Annotated in this window: 13 protein-coding genes; 9 read left to right on the top strand and 4 right to left on the bottom strand. The window is 70.7% G+C overall.

The genetic code is table 11. The features are described from left to right. Positions 1–27 precede the first annotated feature (27 nt). A complete protein-coding gene (uxaC, locus tag ACQHIV_RS15300) occupies positions 28–1,440 on the bottom strand; it encodes a glucuronate isomerase (protein ID WP_427894816.1) in 1,413 nt (470 codons plus the stop codon). 127 nt (positions 1,441–1,567) lie between these two features. Between uxaC and ACQHIV_RS15295 the strand changes: the two genes are divergently transcribed. Together ACQHIV_RS15295 and ACQHIV_RS15290 are read left to right on the top strand one after the other, a co-directional pair. Next, a complete protein-coding gene (locus ACQHIV_RS15295; protein ID WP_427894814.1) occupies positions 1,568–2,557 on the top strand; it encodes a LacI family DNA-binding transcriptional regulator in 990 nt (329 codons plus the stop codon). Positions 2,558–2,570: 13 nt separating this feature from the next. Then, positions 2,571–3,947 (top strand): mannitol dehydrogenase family protein, encoded by a 1,377-nt coding sequence (locus ACQHIV_RS15290; protein ID WP_427894813.1) that lies wholly within the window; start codon positions 2,571–2,573, stop codon positions 3,945–3,947. On the opposite strand, the gene ACQHIV_RS15285 is transcribed toward ACQHIV_RS15290, so the two are convergent. Both ACQHIV_RS15285 and ACQHIV_RS15280 read right to left on the bottom strand, forming a co-directional pair. Further along, complete coding sequence (locus ACQHIV_RS15285) at positions 3,944–5,548, bottom strand: right-handed parallel beta-helix repeat-containing protein (protein ID WP_427894811.1); 1,605 nt, start codon at positions 5,546–5,548, stop codon at positions 3,944–3,946. The two genes, ACQHIV_RS15290 and ACQHIV_RS15285, sit on opposite strands and share 4 nt — an antisense overlap. Positions 5,549–5,678: 130 nt before the next feature. Next, a complete protein-coding gene (locus ACQHIV_RS15280) occupies positions 5,679–7,394 on the bottom strand; it encodes a right-handed parallel beta-helix repeat-containing protein (protein ID WP_427894809.1) in 1,716 nt (571 codons plus the stop codon). A 76-nt stretch (positions 7,395–7,470) separates the two neighbouring features. Between ACQHIV_RS15280 and ACQHIV_RS15275 the strand changes: the two genes are divergently transcribed. The 5 genes from ACQHIV_RS15275 (at position 7,471) to ACQHIV_RS15255 (ending at position 11,631) form a co-directional block, all read left to right on the top strand. After that, complete coding sequence (locus tag ACQHIV_RS15275; RefSeq protein ID WP_427894807.1) at positions 7,471–8,694, top strand: glycosyltransferase; 1,224 nt, start codon at positions 7,471–7,473, stop codon at positions 8,692–8,694. A 40-nt stretch (positions 8,695–8,734) separates the two neighbouring features. Then, positions 8,735–9,190 carry an adenylyltransferase/cytidyltransferase family protein gene (locus ACQHIV_RS15270; protein WP_427894805.1) on the top strand — a complete coding sequence of 152 codons (456 nt, stop codon included), beginning with the start codon at positions 8,735–8,737 and terminating at the stop codon, positions 9,188–9,190. A 115-nt stretch (positions 9,191–9,305) separates the two neighbouring features. After that, entirely contained in the window at positions 9,306–10,031 is a 726-nt protein-coding gene (locus ACQHIV_RS15265; RefSeq protein ID WP_427894804.1) for a CDP-alcohol phosphatidyltransferase family protein, read from the top strand. Further along, a complete protein-coding gene (locus tag ACQHIV_RS15260) occupies positions 10,028–10,444 on the top strand; it encodes an adenylyltransferase/cytidyltransferase family protein (protein ID WP_380198477.1) in 417 nt (138 codons plus the stop codon). Before ACQHIV_RS15265 ends, ACQHIV_RS15260 begins: the two co-directional genes overlap by 4 nt. Then, positions 10,444–11,631 (top strand): glycosyltransferase, encoded by a 1,188-nt coding sequence (locus ACQHIV_RS15255; RefSeq protein WP_427894801.1) that lies wholly within the window; start codon positions 10,444–10,446, stop codon positions 11,629–11,631. The genes ACQHIV_RS15260 and ACQHIV_RS15255 overlap by 1 nt, the downstream gene beginning before the upstream one ends. A 161-nt stretch (positions 11,632–11,792) precedes the next feature. On the opposite strand, the gene nadA is transcribed toward ACQHIV_RS15255, so the two are convergent. Then, on the bottom strand, positions 11,793–13,016 hold the full coding sequence (nadA, locus tag ACQHIV_RS15250) for a quinolinate synthase NadA (protein ID WP_427894799.1): 1,224 nt from the start codon (positions 13,014–13,016) through the stop codon (positions 11,793–11,795). Positions 13,017–13,082: 66 nt separating this feature from the next. Here nadA and ACQHIV_RS15245 point away from each other — a divergent pair, with 66 nt between their 5' ends. Both ACQHIV_RS15245 and ACQHIV_RS15240 read left to right on the top strand, forming a co-directional pair. After that, positions 13,083–13,685: a nucleotidyltransferase family protein gene (locus ACQHIV_RS15245; RefSeq protein ID WP_427894797.1), complete on the top strand. Its 603-nt coding sequence runs from the start codon at positions 13,083–13,085 to the stop codon at positions 13,683–13,685. 305 nt (positions 13,686–13,990) lie between these two features. Further along, a complete protein-coding gene (locus ACQHIV_RS15240) occupies positions 13,991–14,893 on the top strand; it encodes an AAA family ATPase (protein WP_427894795.1) in 903 nt (300 codons plus the stop codon). The last annotated feature ends 2 nt before the right edge of the window (positions 14,894–14,895 follow it).

The following is a 14,895-nucleotide window of genomic DNA, read 5'->3' as shown; positions in this document are numbered from 1 at the left end:
CAATCCCTTCGGCAAGATTGCGTGAGACTACCTGTTCGACAGGTAGGTGTCCTTCGCGAGGTCGTACGCGAGCGCCCTCGCGACCTGCAGCGCGTCGTCCTCGTCCAGCCGGTGCTGTACGACGAGGTTGGCCAGGTACCCCGCGTCGATCCGCCGGGCCAGGTCGTGCCGCGCCGGGATCGACAGGTACGCGCGGGTGTCGTCGACGAAGCCGGACATGTTGTAGAACCCGGCCGTCTCGGTCACCAGCTCACGGAACCGGCGCATGCCGTCCGGGCTGTCCAGGAACCACCACGGCGCCCCGAGCCGTACGGCGGGGTAGACGCCGGCCAGCGGCGCGAGCTCCCGGGAGTAGACCGTCTCGTCCACGGTGAACAGCACCAGCCGGAACCCGTCCGCATGCCCGAACCGCTCGAGCAGCGGCCGCAGCGACCGGGTGAACTCGGTCGCCACCGGGATGTCGTGCCCCTGGTCGGGCCCGTACGTCGCGAAGATCGCCGGGTCGTGGTCCCGCAGTACGCCGGGGTGCAACTGCATGACCAGCCCGTCCTCGGCCGACATCACCGCGAACTGGAACAGCATGTGCCCCGCGAACACAGCGGCGTCCTCCGCGGTCACGTCGCCCTTCAACGCCCCCGCGTAGATCCGGGCCGCCTCGGCGCCGCTGAGCGGTACGGCGGCCGCACTCAGGTGACCGTGATCAGTAGCGCGGGCACCAGCGTCGATGAAGGCCTGCCGCCGCTGCCGGAGCGCCCGCAGGAACCCGTCGTACGTCGTGGTGTCGATGTCGGCGAGCTCGCCGAGCCGCGCGATCAGGTCCGGCCAGCCGTCCCGGTCGACGTGGGCGACTGCGTCCGGGCGGAACGTCGGGACCACCCGGCCGGGCAGGTCCGCGGCGAGCTTCGCGTGCTGCGCGAGGTCGTCGGTGGCGGCGTCGGTGGTGGAGATCAGCTCGATGTTGAACCGGTCGAGCAGCGCCCGCGGGCGGAACTCCGGCTCCGCGAGCCGCGCCATGATCTGGTCGTACAGCTCGTCGGCGGTCTCCGCGGACGGGTGCACGGTCAGGCCGAGGACCTCGGCGAACTCGTGCTCCAGCCAGTACCGGCTCGGCGTACCGAGGAACAGATGCCAGTTGGCGCAGAACTCGCGCCAGATCTCCCGCGGCTCGGCGGTCTGCCCGCCGTCCCGGCGGGGCAGGCCGAGCTTGTCCGGGGAGACGCCCTGGGAGACCAGCATCCGGGTCACGTAGTGGTCCGGGACGACCAGCAGCTCGGCCGGGTCGCCGAACGGCGCGTCGGTGGCGAACAGCCCGACGTCGACGTGGCCGTGCAGGCAGAGCAGCGGCAGGTCCTTCGTCGAGTCGTGGACCCGGCGCGCGACGTCACGCGCCGGTCCGGCCGGCAGGGCGCGGTCCGGGTGGGGCTGCAAGGCCTTCGGCATCTGTCCTCCAGTCAGCTGAAACGGCACTGCAAAGGATTGCAGCCGGGGGCTGCCCGCACAATACCCGGGTTCTTGACACAGGGTGCAACCGATTGCAGACTCAAGCGGACCGGTAGAGGAGATGGGTGTGGCAGCGACGATCAGGGACGTGGCGCGATTGGCCGGAGTGTCGGCCTCGACCGTGTCACGTGCGTTGTCGCTGCCCGGCATGGTCAACGACGCCACCCGCGCCCGGGTCGCGGCGGCCGTCGAGCAGCTCGGGTACGCGCCGAACCGGGCCGCCCGCGGCCTGATCACCGGCCGCACCGGAACCATCGGCCTGGTGGTGCCGGACCTGGCCAACCCGTTCTTCGCCAGCCTGACCAAGGGCATCCAGGCACGCGCCCGCCGGCACGACGTCGCGGTGTTCGTCGCCGACACCGACGAGGACCCGACCGCCGAGTCGGGCCTGGTCCGGGCGCTGTCCAAGCAGGTCGACGGCGTCGTCCTGTGCTCGCCGCGCGGCAGCGACGAGGAGCTGGCCGCGATCGCCCAGGACACCACGGTCGTCCTGGTCAACCGCGTGGTGGCCGGACTGCCCGGGATCAACTACGACAACGAGGACGGGATGCGGCAGGCCGTCGCGCACCTCGTTGCCCTCGGCCACCGCCGGATCGCCTGGGTCGGCGGACCGGCGTCGTCCTGGTCCACCCAGCACCGCGGCGTCGGCCTGCGGAACGCGGTCCAGGCGCTGCACGTCGAGCTCGCCCCGGTCGGCAACTTCGCGCCGACGTACGAGGGCGGAATGGCGGCCGCGGACCAGGTCGCAGCGACCGGCGCGACCGCGGTGGTCGCCTACAACGACCTGGTCGCGATCGGCCTGCTGGCCCGGCTGCACAGCCGCGGCATCTCGGTGCCCGGGGACCTGAGCGTGGTCGGCGTCGACGACATCGCGATGTCCCGGATGGCCCGGCCGGCGCTGACCACGGTCCGGCTGCCGAAGCAGGAGGCCGGCCGGCTCGCGGTCGAGCTGCTGCTCACGCTCCTGGACGACCCGGACGCCGCGACCACCGCCCACGGGGATCTGCACGGGGAACTGATCGTCCGGGACTCGACCGGACCGGCACCCTCAGAGTGAAAGGTAGTGACGCTTGACCAGGCTGAGTCTCACCCATCTGCCCGTCGCCCCGGCGGTCGACCCGAACGCGGTGTCGGTCGGCATCGTGCACCTCGGGATCGGCGCGTTCCACCGCGCCCACCAGGCCGTCGTCACCGAACGCGCGGCGGTCGCGACCGGCGAGACCCGCTGGGGGATCACCGGGGTGAGCCAGCGCTCCGGCACGGTCCGCGACCAGCTCGCGCCGCAGGACGGGCTGTACTCCGTACTCGAACGCGGACTCGGCGATCCGTCGATCCAGGTGATCGGCAGCATCCGCGACGTACTGACCGCGCCCGAGGACCCGGAGGCCGTGGTCGCCCGGATCGCGGACCCGGCGGTGTCGGTGGTCACGCTGACCGTGACCGAGAAGGGGTACCGGGCCGCGGGCGACGGGCTCGACCTGGACGACCCGGAGATCCGGGCCGACCTGGCCGGGCGGCCGCCGCGGACCGTCGTCGGCCAGCTGGCCGCGGCGCTCGCCCGCCGGGACGAGCCGTTGACGATCCTGTCCTGCGACAACCTGGTCGCCAACGGGCCGTTCCTGCGGAAGCTGGTGGCGGACTACTTCGATGCCCTGGGCAAGGTTCCGCCGGCGTTCGAGGCGACCCGGTTCCCGGCGAGCATGGTCGACCGGATCGTGCCGGCGACCACCGCCGCGGACCGGGACGAGGCGGCCCGGATGCTCGGGGTGCGCGACGAGGCGGTGGTGGTCGCGGAGCCGTTCCTGCAGTGGGTGATCGAGAACGAGTTCGCCGGTCCGCGGCCGGCGTGGGAACGCGGCGGCGCGGTGCTGACCGCCGATGTCGCGCCGTGGGAGCAGGCGAAACTGCGGATGCTGAACGCGACCCACTCGATGCTCGCGTACCTCGGTGCCCTGCGTGGGTACGAGACGATCGCGGAGGCGGTCCGCGACGAGGAGCTCGGCGGCCTCGCCCGGCAGCTGATGACCGACGACGTGATCCCGACGCTGACACCACCCGACGGCCTCGACCTGCCGGCGTACGGCGAGACGGTGCTGGAACGCTTCGAGAACCCGGCCCTCAAGCACCGCACCCGCCAGGTCGCGATGGACGGCTCGGTCAAACTCCCGGTCCGCATGCTCGGCACCGTCCGCGACCGCCTCGCAGCCGGCGCCGAACCCCACACGATCTCGCTCGCGGTCGCCGCCTGGATGGTCTACGTCCTCCGCACCCCCGACCTCGACGACCCCCAGGCCCCCCGCCTCCGATCCACGGTCGCCGGCGCCACCACCCCCACCAAACTGGTAGATGCCCTTCTGTCAGTAGAAACCATCTTCACCCCCGACCTCCGCGACTCGGACGTCTTCCGGGACCTTTTGATCACCCACACAACTGCCCTGCTCCATTAGCTGGGCACGATGGTGAGGATGCCGGTTGCGTTCAGGACTGCTGTGCCGAGGGTGAAGGTGCTGGAGGTGTCCTGGCCGGTGGTTTGCCACTGTTTGGCGGTGTACCACTGGCCCGTCTTCTGGAAGCGGTCCGCCGTCAGGCTGTCGAGGATGTAGACGTTGTCGTCGAGGGTGACCGCGCCGGCCGGGATCGCCGCGCCGGAGTTCTGCACCATCCCGGTCGCGGCGGTCCCCCCGCGCATCGTCACCTGGTTGCCGGAGACAACGATGTCGCGGAGCAGGTTCTGGCCCCACGGACCCGAGCCCCGGGTGCGGGACTGGATCGCGATCCCGTTCACGTTGTTCGCCACCACGTTGTCGCGGACCTGGACGTTCGACGACGTGTTGACGTTGATCCCGCCGCCGTCCCACAGCGACGTACCGGAGCCGCGCCCGGTGCCGAAGCCGTTGCCGCTGACCGTGTTGTTCGCGATCACGCCGTTGCGGCCGATCTCGTAGCGGATCCCGTCGGCCGCATTGCCGGCGATCAGGTTGCTCGCGAACGTCCGGCTGTCGTCGTACGCGTCGCTCCACAGCCCGATGCCCAGGTTGTCTGCGATCAGATTGCCGACCACCGAGCCGCCGGACGACCAGGTGGTCTTGATCCCGCCGGACTCCCAATCCGCGATCCAGAAGCCGTCGGTGTTGTTCCCGCTGACCTCGTTCGCCGCGATCGTGCCCTTCAGCGTGCTGTACTGCCCGACGCCGAGCTGCCCGTTGTCGTGGATCCGGTTCCTCTCCAGTACGGCGCTGTCGGCGTTCACCAGCATCGCCCCGACGGCGTGGTTCCAGCCGATGTCGTTCGCGTACACGTGCCAGCCGAGCCCGAGTACGACGGCCCCGGACTGCGGGGGAGTGGCGAAGTGCTCGATCGTCAGCCCGCGGACGACGACGTTGTTCCCGCCGGGCTCGATCGCGGCCGGCGTACTCGACATCTCGATCGCGTGCCCGGCCGGGTTGTCGCCGAGGTAGACGGCGTTCCCGGTGTAGTCCGCGTAGAAGGTGCCGGGGGCAACCTTGTCGCGGGACGCCACCCGGGTCAGGTGCCGGCCGTCGCGGAACACCTGCTCGCGGAGGTAGCAGATGTTCGCCTTGTCGTCCTCGCACTGCCCGGTCTGCGCGTACGCCGGCGGCAGCACGCCGGTGGTCACCCAGGCGGCCCGCGACGCGGTGGCGGACGGTGCCCAGCGGTTGAGGCGGACGGACCCGGTGAGTACGGCGCCGTCGTCGCTGGCGAGGACCTGGCCGGCCTTCGGGTGGATCGTGGCGCGGATCCGGTGCAGGCCGGCGCTGAAGCAGAACGTCGTACCGGCCGGTGCCTGGTCGACGATCGCGGCGGCGTCGTCGGTGGTGCCGATCGGTACGCCGTCGCAGGCGGGCGCCAAGGCCGGCCCGGTGCGGAACGTCCCGTCGTTCGGCGGCGTGGCGACGGCGTGGTCGTCGCCGGTCAGCAGGCCGACGACCTGATCGCCGACGTCCGGCGACACACCGTTCGCGGGTAGCGGGCCGACGGCAACCAGGCCGGTGCCGACGACAACGACTGCCAGAAATGCGGTCTTCATAGCGGAGCCTCCGGTGGCACAGGTAGCCCTGAGCGCACCCCCCATGGCGCGGCTTCGCTACGCAGGTTACCCCTACGTCACGTAGTCATGGCAATACGTAGCGCACAAATATGTTGCGAAAGGCAAGCGGTCAGTTGGCGAGGAAGCTGCCGACCTTGTCCAGCCCCGCCTGCCGCCAGCCGGCCGCGGTCAGCTTGTGGCCGAAGCGCGCGAACCGCTGGGTGCCGAGGCTGTCGAGCACGTACTTGTTGCCGCTGAACACCACTTCGCCGCTCGGTACCTCGGCGCCCGAATTCTGGACCATGCCGGTTGCCTGGGTGCCGCCGGTCATCTCGATCGTGTTGCCGCTGACCTGGACGTCGCGGAGCAGGTACGTCCCCCACGGCCCGCTGCCGCGGGTCCGGGACTGGATCGTCACGCCGTTGACATTGCCCGCGACCCGGTTCCCCTTGATCGTGACGCCGGTCGACGTGTTCACGTTGATGCCGCCGCCGTCCCACAGCGACGTACCGGAGCCGCGGCCGGTGCCGAAGCCGTTGCCGGTGACCGTGTTTCCCTCGATGGTGCCGTTCCGGCTGATCTCGTAGCGGATGCCGTCCGCCGCGTTGCCGACGATCTGGTTGCCGACGATCGAGCGGCCGTCGTCGGCGACGTCGGCCCACATCCCGATGCCCTTGTTCGCCGTGATCACGTTGCCACTCACGGTCCCGGACGAGCGGGTCGACTTGATGCCGCCGGACTCCCAGTCGGCGATCCAGAAGCCGTCGGTGTTGTTCGAGCTGACCACGTTGCGGGTCACGTTCGCGGCGGCCGAGCTGTACTGCCCGAGGCCGAGCTGCCCGTTGTGGTGGATCAGGTTCTTGTCGACGATCGTGTTGTCGGCGTCCACCAGCATCACGCCGACCGCGTGGTTCCAGGAGACGTCGTTCGCGGTCACCTTCCAGGCCGGACCGGAGACCAGCGCCCCGGCCTGCGGTGCGCTGGCGAAGTGCTCGATGGTGAGCCCGCGGACCACGACGCCGCGGGCGTTCGACTCGATCGCGGTCGCGGTCTTCGACATCTCGACCTCGTGCCCGGACGGGCTGCTGCCGAGGTACACCGCGTTCGCCGCGTAGTCGGCGTAGAACGTCCCGGCCCGGACCGCGGACACACTCGCGACCCGCGTCAGGTGGGCGCCGTCGAGGAACAGCTGCTCCCGCAGGTAGCAGATGTTGGCCTTGTTGTCCTCGCACTCACCGCTCTTGCCGTACGCCGCCGGCAGCACCCCGCGGACGACCCACGCCGACCCCGAGCGGACCCAGCCGCTCAACGGAACGGACCCGGTGAGTACGGCGCGTTGCGCACTCGCGAGGACCTGGTTCGCCTTCGGCCGGATCGTGCTGCTGATCCGGTGCACCCCCGCGGCGAAGCAGAACGTCGTACCGGCGGGCTTGGAGTTCACGATCGACTGCGCGTCCTGCCCGGGCTTGATCACCACGCCGACGCACGGACCGGCGACGGCAGGTCCGGCCTTCTCCGAGCTGACCACCGGCGGCTTCGGGACCTTCGGCTCGGCCGGCTTCGTCGGCTTGGCGGTCGTCGGCGTACTGCCCGGCTTACCGGTGCGGTGCGATCCGGGCTTCGAGCTGGGCGCAGAGGTCGGCGCGGCCGTTGGCCGGCCGGTCGGGCGCCCGGCGGGCGTCGTGGGCGTCGTGGGCATGGCGCCGGCGCGATGCGACGGGACCACCCGGCCCGCGGCCTGCTCGGACTCCTGGAACCGCGCCGTCGTCGTCGCCTTGTGCTCGTTCGCGATCACCGGCACGGCGACCGCGACCACCGCGACTCCGGCAGCGAGGAGCGCTGCCAACCACCACTTCCTCAATGCACTCTCCTGGGAGCGGGCGAGACCAGGCTGTAGTTACCGCGGGACTTAAGGTAGTGCCATGCGGGTCGCAATGCTGCACAACCGTTACCGGACCGGTCAACCCAGTGGTGAGAACACCGTTGTTGCTCAAACAGTTGATTTGTTGCGGAACTCCGGCCATGAGATCGACCTCTACGCGCGGGACAGCGACGACATCGCCGGTATGGGCCGAAAAGATCGCGCACTGTTACCGTTTCGTTCCGTTTGGTCATTTTCGGCGGAACGCGATTTAACACAGCTATTGCAGGCGCAGCGGCCCGACGTGGTGCACGTGCACAACACTTTCCCGCTGTTCAGTGCCTCTGTACTACGGGCGGCGTACCGGCTGGGCCTGCCCGTCGTCGCGACCCTGCACAACTTCCGGCTGCTCTGTGCGAACGCGGTCCTCCAGCGCGACGGGCGCCCGTGCGAATCCTGCGTCGGCAAGCTTCCGGTCGCGGCGGTCAAGCACGGCTGCTATCGCGAGTCGCGCGTCCAGACGCTCCCGCTGGCGACCAGCATCGGCGTGCACAACACCCTCCATACGTGGCAGCGGTACGTCGACACGTTCGTCGTACCGTCCGGGTTCGTCCGCGACCGGTACGTCGCCGCCGGGTTCGACGCGGAGCGGTTCGTGGTGAAGCCGCACGCCGTACCGCATCCCGCCGGGGTACGTGCGGGAGCCGGGGAGGCGGTGGTGTTCCTCGGGCGGCTGAGCGAGGACAAGGGGTTCGCGGATCTCCTGCAGGCATGGGATTCCGGGCTCGGCCGGTTGGTTGTCGTGGGCGACGGACCGCTGCGCGCCGCGGCAGCGGAACGGGCCCGGACGGACCGGTCGATTCAGGTGCTCGGTCAGCTACCGTGGGCCGACGGCATGGATGTGCTGCGATCCGCGCGCGCCGCCGTCGTACCGGCCCGTTCGTATGAGACGTTCGGACTCGTGGTCGTGGAGGCTTTCGCACAAGGAGTGCCGGTGGTCGCGTCCCGGCTCGGGGCGCTCGCCGAGCTCGTCGACGACGGCCGGACCGGCGCGCTGACCGAGCCCGGCGACCCGGAAGCACTGCGCAAGGCGATCGGGTTGGTGGCTGATCCCGTCACTTCGATAGCCTGCGGCGAACGAGCCCGCGAGGACTACCTGAAGCGCTTCACACCGGAGCGTGACCTGGTGGCCACGGAAAGGATCTACACCGATGCGATCGCCCGGCACACCGCCCGCGGCAGGTCGAGCGCCGGACGTTGGGCGGGTCGTGCCCGCCCGGTATAAAGTCGCGCCAGACGCAGGGGGCGGCGTCGGGCAGGAAAGAATGCGGGATTTCGTGTTGGGGGAAGGCAGTTTGCCGCGGATCGGATGCGTTGCCGGGGTTTTCGACCTGTTCCACGTCGGGCATGTCGACGTGCTCGAGCGCGCGCGGCAGTTCTGTGACCGGCTGGTGGTCGCGGTGCTGTCGGACGAGTGGGCGCTGGATGCCTGGGGCGGGCGGCCGTTCGTGCCGCAGCTGGAGCGGGCGCAGATCGTCGGGCACCTGCGCTGCGTCGACGAGGTCGTCGCCGTGGACGCCGTCCAGGCGGACCGGATGACCGGCGTACTGGGGGTACAGACCGTGTTCGCCGCGAGTGCCGCGGACGGCGTGCTGGGTGTCGAGGAGCTGGCCGGACTGCCGGCCGCGCTGATCACCGTGCTGCCCGCCGGCCGACAGCCTCGCAGCCCGATCCTGCGCGCCGCGATCGACCAGCGGCAGTCGCGCAGCTCCGTCGCATGACGGCGCTGATGCCGCGACTCCGTCGCGGCGGGTCATGGGGCTCGACCTCCCGGTCTTCCCTCGTCGCTCCGGTCGCTGCGCTCCCTGCGCTCCTCAGTCCAGACCGGGAGGCCCCATGACCGGGCTGAAGGACACCGTCGCGCGGCTCTCCCGGGCGCAGAAGCCGTCCGCCGGTACGCCGGCGTACTCGCGGTTCGTGAACCGCCGGATCGGCCGGGTGCTCGCGGCCGCGGCGTACCTTGCCGGCCGGACGCCGAACCAGGTCAGCCTCGCGTCCGGGTTCTGCTCCCTCGTCGGGATCGTGCTGGTGGCAACCGTCCGCCCGTCGTGGTGGCTCGCCCTGGTGGTGACCGCGCTGCTCGTGCTCGGGTACGGGCTGGACTCCGCGGACGGGCAGCTGGCCCGGCTGCGCGGCGGCGGCTCGCCGCTGGGGGAGTGGCTCGACCACATGATCGACGCGGTGAAGATCGTGCTGCTGCACAGCGCCGTACTGATCTCGTTCTACCGCTTCGACGCCTTCAGCAATCATCTCGTGCTGCTGGTGCCGCTGGCGTACGTCTGCCTGTCGTCGGTGCTGTTCTTCGGCCTGATCCTGATCGACCAGCTCCGCCGCCGGCACGGCGCGGCCGCGAAACCCAACGAGCGCGGCGATTCCGTGGTCAAGTCGTTGCTGATCGCACCGACCGACTACGGCGTCCTCTGCCTGGTCTTCCTCGCCTTCGGCGCACCGTCCGTGTTCGTCGTGCTGTACGGCGCGTTGCTGCTGCTGAACGCTCTCTTCCTGGCCGCCGCGATCGGCAAGTGGTACCGCGAGATGGCCGTCCTGGGGGTGCCGGCATGACGGTCGTCGGCTACGCGCCCGGGGTGTACGACATGTTCCACATCGGCCACCTGAACATCCTGCGCCGCGCCCGCGAGCACTGCGACCACCTGATCGCGGGCGTCGTCGAGGACGACGTGGTGACCCGGATCAAGGGCCGCCCGCCGGTCGTCCCGCACGGCGAACGGATGGACGTGATCCGGGCGCTGGACCTGGTCGACGAGGTGGTTTCCGACTGGTCCAGCGACAAGTTCGAGATGTGGCAACAGCTCCGGTACGACATCCTGTTCAAAGGGGACGACTGGAAGGGAACCGAAAAGGGGACCAGACTGGAAAGGCTGCTGGGTGAGGTCGGCGCACAGGTGCACTACTTCCCGTACACCGCCTCCACCTCCAGCACCGATCTGCGCAGGCTCCTGGAGGGGATGAGCTGATGCCTGGCCGGCCGAAAGTACTGCTGAGCGCGTACGCCTGCCGGCCGTCGGGCGGGTCGGAGCCAGGCGCCGGGTGGGCGTGGGCGAAGGCGGCGGCGCGGGACCATGACGTCTGGCTGCTGACCCGGGGCAAGTTCGTGCACGAGATCCAGGAGGAGCTCGCGGCGCGGCCGGTGCCGGGGCTGACGGTCGTACCGCTGGAGATGCCTCGGTGGATCCTCCGGCTGCGCAGGCGGCCCGCGGACGTGTACTGGTACTACCCGTTGTGGCAGGGGCTTGCCCGCCGTACGGCGCGGGAGCTGCACGCGCTGCACTCGTTCGACGTGATCCACCACCTGACGTTCGCGGTGGACTGGATGGGCGCCGGGGTGATCGAGGAGTCGTCCGCGAAGGTGATCTGGGGCCCCGTCGGCGGGTCGACGACCGCGCCGCTGTCGATGGCGCACTGGCTCGGGCCGCGGGGCGTGGTGGGGGAGCTGGTACGGCGGGCGTACACCGGCGTACGGCGGCGTCTCACCGGCCGGCGGATGGCGCAGACCGCGGACCTGATGGTTGCCCAGAACAACGACGTCGCGGAGGCGTTCGCGCCGTACGCACGGCAACTCGTCGTCCAGCCGAACGTCGCGATCCGGCGCTTCACCGCGTCCGGTCCGTACGAGCCGTTCAGCCGGAACGTGAAGACCGCGTTGTTCGTCGGACGGTTGATCCCGTGGAAGGGCGTGCTGCTCGCGATCAGCGCGCTGGCCCGTCCGGAGGCGGCCGGCTGGGAGCTGCGGATCATCGGCGACGGCCCCGACTGGGGACGCGCCGAGAGCCTCGCCTGGCAGTTGGGCGTCCGCGACCGGGTCGAGTTCATGGGCGCGCTGCCCCGCGAGGAGGTGCTGGCCGCGATGTTCCGCGCGGACGCGCTGCTCGCGCCCGCGTTCCGCGAAGCCGCCGGCTGGGCCGTGACCGAGGCGCTGGCCTCCGGCTGCCCCGTCGTCTGCGTCGACCGCGGCGGCCCGGCGGTCATCGTCGGCCCCGAGGAAGGCGTCACGGTCCCGTGGCGCGGCGACGTCGTCGGCGAACTCGCCCGCGGCCTCGCCACCCTCACCGGCCGCATCACTCCGGTCGACCGCTGGGGCCCGGACCGCCTCCCCGACCTTCTCTCGGACTGGTACTCACCCGCCCGCGTCCCCGCCGACTAGGTGGTGTCTGGTGATTCCCCGCCTACTGCGGGGCACCCGGCACGGCACCTCGCCGCACGGGTGCAAAGGCCACGATGCTCCGCATCGACCCCTTCGCCCCCGCACGCCGAGCTACCGCACCGGGCACCTCCTCGCTACGGCGCGGAATCACCAGACACCACCTAATCCTTGGCGGTCTTGCCGGGGAGGGCGAGCATCTGGTTGAGGGCGACCTTGGCGTAGTGCTCGGTGTCGGCGTCGACCTTGATCGGGTTGACGACGTGGCCGGCGACCAGGTTCTCCAGGGCCCAGACGAAGTGCGGGAGGTCGATGCGGTTCATCGTGGCGCAGTAGCAGACCGTCTTGTCCAGGAACACGATGTTCTTGTCGGTGTGCTGCTTCGCCAGCCGTTGCACCAGGTTGAGCTCGGTGCCGACGGCCCACGACGTACCGGGCTCGGCCTTCTCCAGGGCGTTGATGATGTACTCCGTCGACCCGACCTGGTCCGCCTTCGTGACGACCTCGTGCCGGCACTCCGGGTGCACGATCACGTTCACACCGGGGACCCGCGAGCGGACGTCGTCGACCGACTCCGGGGTGAAGCGGCCGTGCACCGAGCAGTGCCCGCGCCACAGGATCATCTTCGCCGCGGCCAGCTGCTCCTTCGTCAGCCCGCCGCCCGGTTTGTGCGGGTCGTACACGACACAGTCCTCGAGCGACAGACCGAGCTGCAGTACGGCGGTGTTCCGGCCGAGGTGCTGGTCGGGCAGGAACAGCACCTTCTCGCTGCGCTTGATTCCTTCCCCACCCCACCGCCCCGGTCGCTCGAACGCCCAGTTCAGCGCGGTCTCCGCGTTGCTCGACGTACACACGACCCCGCCGTGCCGGCCGCAGAACGCCTTGATGTCGGCGCTCGAGTTCATGTACGTGACCGGCACCGTCACGTCCGCGACACCCGCGTCCGCGAGCGCGTCCCAGGCCGCCTCGACCTGCTGGATCCGGGCCATGTCGGCCATCGAGCAGCCGGCCGCGAGGTCCGGCAGGATCACGGTCTGCGCGTCGTTGGTGAGGATGTCGGCGGACTCGGCCATGAAGTGCACGCCGCAGAACACGATGTACGGCGCGTCCGGCCGGGCCGCCGCGTCCCGGGCCAGCTTGAACGAGTCACCGGTGACGTCCGCGAACTGGATCACCTCGTCGCGCTGGTAGTGGTGCCCGAGCACGAACACCTGGTCACCGAGCGCCGCCTTCGCCTTCAGCGCCCGCTCCACCAGGTCCGGGTCGGAGGCCGGCGGGAGCGCTCCCGGGCACTCGACGCCACGCTCGGAGTGCGGGTCCGTGTTCTGCCCGAGGAACAGCAGCGGAAGGGACTTCGAGCCGTCTGCGATCGTTGTCACGGCAGACATCGTGCCACGCCGGAGCTCGCGTGGTGGACGCCACTGCCCAGACTGTGAAATCAGTACGCTGCTGCTGTGAACAACGCCGGTACGCCGCCGCCCGCCGTCGCCGGCCTGGTCCTGGCCGCGGGCGCCGGCCGCCGGATGGGTACGCCGAAAGCCCTCGTCCGCGACGCGGCCGGCGTTGCGTGGGTCGTCCGTACGGCGAGGTTGCTGGCGGAGGCGGGCTGTGCCCCGGTCCTGGTGGTCGTCGGCGCCGAGGCCTCCCGCGCTCGGGCGGCGCTCGCCGGCGAATCGGTCGAGGTCGTCGAGGCAACCGACTGGTCCGAGGGCATGAGCGCCTCCCTCCGCGCCGGCCTCACCCAGCTGACCGCCTCGGCTGCGGACGCGGTGGTCGTGGTCCCGGTGGACGTACCCGGGCTGACGGTCGCCGCCGTGGAACGGGTGACGTCCGGCGCCGGGGCGGACGCGTTGGCACGCGCGACGTACGACGGTGCGCCCGGTCATCCGGTAGTTCTCGGGCGAGCGCACTGGGCCGGCGTGATCGCGTCGGCACGCGGCGACGAGGGTGCCCGGACGTACCTCCGTGAGCACCGCGCCGCCCAGCTGGAATGCGGCGACGTCGCAGACGGCACCGACATCGACACCCCCGCCAACCTCCCACCCGGCCACCACTGACCCCTCCGCCCACCCGACCTCTCCACCCATCCGACCGCTCCCACCGTCCGCCGCTGACCTCTCCGCCCACCCGGCCCCTCGCCCGTCGCCCTTCGGCCGCCGTCCGTTCCGGCCCTCCGCCGCTCAGCCCGCCCCTCGCCCCTCGCCCTTCCTCCGCCGCCCGGCTCCTCGCTCCTCGCCCCTCGTCCGCCGTCCAGCGTCCAGCGGCCCGTCCACCCGCGGAGCGGGCCGCGGTTTCCGGAACATTCTTGGCGCCGGGTGGCAGGTTCTTTCCGGAAAGGTGGTCGGTGGGCAGGGTTGGCATCGTGGCTGAGTGGGTGAATGCTGAAGGAGTGCGTGCCGTCGGCTCGGCGGGGGAGCTTGCCGGGTGTTTGCGGGCGACCGGGTACTTGGCCGGTGAGGGCCTTGCCACGGTCGGTTATCTCGCGCTCGCACTGCACCGCCCGCTGCTGCTCGAGGGGGAACCCGGTACCGGCAAGACCGCCCTCGCGGAGGCCCTGGCCGAGGCGCTCGGGATCGACCTCATCCGGTTGCAGTGCTACGAGGGCATCGACGCCTCGCAGGCGCTGTACGACTGGGACTTCCCGCGGCAGATCCTGCACCTGCGCACCGTCGAGGCGACCAGCTCCGAGGCGGCGGTCGAGGAGGTGGAGAAGAGCTTGTTCGACGAGCGCTTCCTGCTGTCCCGGCCGGTACTGCGGGCGCTCCGGGAGAGCCCCGCCGTTCTGCTGGTCGACGAGATCGACCGCGCCGACGACGAGTTCGAGGCGTTCCTGCTCGAGGTGCTGTCGACGTACGAGGTGACGATCCCGGAGCTCGGCACGATCGCGGCCGACGTACCGCCGATCGTGGTGCTGACGTCGAACCGCACCCGCGAGGTCCATGACGCGCTGAAGCGCCGGTGCCTGTACCACTGGATCGACCACCCGGGTCTGGCCCGCGAGATCGAGATCGTCCGCACCCGGCTGCCCGGGGTCTCGGCGCGGCTCGCCGAACAGGTCACGCGCTCGGTGCAGCGGATGCGCGACCTCGACCTGCTGAAGCCGCCCGGCGTCGCCGAGACCCTCGACTGGGCACGTGCCCTCGACGCACTCGGCACCGACGTCCTCGACGTGGAGACCGCGGCGGCGACGCTCGGTGCCGTCCTCAAGTACCGCGAGGACACCGACCGCGTCCGCGACTCCCTAGACCGCCTCCTGGCGAGCTGACC

The sequence above is a fragment of the Kribbella polygonati genome (assembly GCF_050320105.1).
Classification (GTDB): domain Bacteria; phylum Actinomycetota; class Actinomycetes; order Propionibacteriales; family Kribbellaceae; genus Kribbella.
The sequence above is the reverse complement of the archived record's forward strand: the minus strand, read 5'-3'. Positions and strand labels throughout refer to the sequence as shown.